Raw genomic sequence first — 273 nt, 5'->3', positions numbered from 1 at the left:
GGAATCATGAACTTTGACGAAGTAATCCAGCTTCAGGTGCTGAAGCTCAAGGCCCTGAGCCACGGTGCCAACATGGGCCGGCTGGTCGATCAGGCCATTGATCAAGGCCAGCTCACCGAGCTGCGCCAGATGTGCGTCAAGGTGCATCCCTCGCTGATCGAGCGCCTCGATCAAGTGACGAACCTGCTCGACATGAGCAAGCGCGAGTTCATCGAGGCTGCTGTGTCTGATGCGCTGGCCCGCGCCGAGGAAGCTATCGAGCGTTCCGGTGCC

Annotated in this window: 1 protein-coding gene; it reads left to right on the top strand. The window is 60.1% G+C overall.

Going from position 1 to position 273, the window contains the following annotated elements; all coding sequences use genetic code 11:
* On the top strand, window positions 1-273 hold a 273-nt coding region (locus ABG80_RS23040), incomplete at both ends, for a hypothetical protein (RefSeq protein WP_407638776.1).

Origin of the sequence: Aquabacterium parvum (genome assembly GCF_001447195.1) — a bacterium.
Lineage (GTDB): Bacteria > Pseudomonadota > Gammaproteobacteria > Burkholderiales > Burkholderiaceae_C > Aquabacterium > Aquabacterium parvum.
The sequence above is the reverse complement of the archived record's forward strand: the minus strand, read 5'-3'. Positions and strand labels throughout refer to the sequence as shown.